We start from the raw sequence: 1,928 nt of genomic DNA, 5'->3' as shown, positions 1-1,928 counted from the left end.
GGTTCAACAGGGGCCGAAACTTGAAAATTCCTGTTTCACAGCGAAACTTTGGCTAGGGACACTAGGGATGGCAACAGCGCTCTTTATGTCGCAGTCATTTTTTATGCCTTGGGATAGATTCTTATGTTCCCGCAACGTTCCGCTTACTTTTTGGTTGTCCCAGAGGTCCCTACGTCAAGTTACTTGATAGCTAGTGTCCACACTCAAACACTCCATAGTCAATACACCACTTGGGTGGAAGCTACTCAACGCAAAGTTTTCTAAATCCAATGGTCGCTCTATGAGGCTTAAAACAGCTAATCCCAATACTTGAGAGAAAAGGGGCCAGGGTATCGGCTGGATATACACAAGTTACTTGATGACTGTGGTCGACGTCCCAGGGAGGTACGAGGTACTCCAAAGGTCCTATGACCTTTCGAGACACCTACGATCGCTGGAATTGACCAGGTGGTGCAGTTGTAGTAGCTCGACTTTACTCCTTAGGTGACGAGAGGCGTATTAGCGGCACTTCAGCCAACCGAGGGAGGTTTGATGAAATTTTAGATACCAATTCATCGAGCAATACATGATAAAGTTGATCAAGATTGTGATAAAAGGTGTTATATTTACTATTGCTTTTCAGATCGTCGCGAAGGAGTGGGAATTTGTCGGTCTTCAATGAAGTGTTAGAGGCTAATCATGGCTACGTTCAAGGCTTTGGGGATAAGTCGCGACTTGCCATGCCTCCAGCGCGCCGATTTGCCATCCTAACTTGCATGGACGCAAGGCTTGATCCAGCTAAGTTTGCCGGTCTCAAAGAGGGGGATGCTCACGTCATTCGAAACGCCGGTGGCAGGGCTAGTGACGATGCGATACGCTCGTTGGTCATCTCCTACAAGCTACTGGGCACGAAAGAGTGGTTTGTTATCCATCATACAAACTGTGGCATGGAATTCTTTAACAACGAAGTTATGAGTAGTATGCTTTCCTCCAGTCTCGAGACGGCCGAGCTGAGCGCCGATGGTTTTAGGGACGTTGGACGAGGTCCAGGTTCCACGGAGGGTAAGTACATCAACTGGCTTACCATCACCGACCAAGCTGTCTCGGTAGTTGAAGACGTTACCAGGATAAAGTCTCATCCCCTTGTTCCATCATGGATTCCTGTCTACGGTTTTATATACGACGTCAAGTCCGGAGGGCTTGTTGAAGTGCCTGATGCGTCAAAGATCGGCAGAGCCCCGAAAGGATAAGGACTGGATCTCATAGGTAGGCAGATGACATCTCGTTTCTTCACTATTTGGGGTCGGGCAGGCAATTAGCGGTTTATTGTTGACGATCCAAATCTGACCCTAGGTGACAGACTGGTCAGTGCTGATGAGAACTTGGCCCTCTCCCTTACTTCTCTTACCTACTCTTTCGTCGCCCTAATGTCGAAGTGGACTTGATGCTTTGAATAAAGCGCTAAGACGTTGTGTCGGTGAGCGTTACTGCGTCGCTTGGGCGATCTCCTTGCGATAAGGGCAATAAGTTCAAGGTCACCTAGATGTCAAGTACCGCTTTTTTGTCTACTTTAGGGGGCAGCAACTGTTGGTAATCCAGCATGCTATACCATCAAATGGTGAACCTTCGTGAGTTGGCGCTTGCCCAAGGCATCCATCCCCAAACCGCCTACCGTTGGTAGCGCGAAGGCAAGCTCCCGGTTCCTGCTCGCAAGATGGGCAAGCTTATTCTCGTCGGTGACCTAGAAACATCAACGGCACCTAGCCCCCGTCGCACGGTCGTCTATGCCCAAGTCTCCTCTGCCGACTAGCGCACGGATCTCGACCGCCAGGTGGCAAGGATCGTGGCCTGGGCGACGGAGCACGGCTACTTGGTAGATCAGGTGGTGACCGAGGTCGGCTCTGGTTGTGTCCCGATAGTTGTGCAAATTCCACGAGTGAATTGATTTG

General features: G+C 49.8%; 2 protein-coding genes. One reads left to right on the top strand and one right to left on the bottom strand.

From position 1 onward, the window contains the following. Window positions 1–644 precede the first annotated feature (644 nt). Window positions 645–1,229, top strand: coding sequence for a beta-class carbonic anhydrase (locus BUA24_RS11630; RefSeq protein WP_072792763.1), 585 nt, complete (start codon window positions 645–647; stop codon window positions 1,227–1,229). 500 nt (window positions 1,230–1,729) lie between these two features. Here BUA24_RS11630 and BUA24_RS13525 read toward each other — a convergent pair. Continuing rightward, the coding region (locus BUA24_RS13525) for a hypothetical protein (RefSeq protein WP_218587482.1) at window positions 1,730–1,928 on the bottom strand (199 nt) is incomplete at its 5' end.

The organism is Ferrithrix thermotolerans DSM 19514, assembly GCF_900128965.1.
GTDB lineage: Bacteria > Actinomycetota > Acidimicrobiia > Acidimicrobiales > Acidimicrobiaceae > Ferrithrix > Ferrithrix thermotolerans.
The sequence above is the reverse complement of the archived record's forward strand: the minus strand, read 5'-3'. Positions and strand labels throughout refer to the sequence as shown.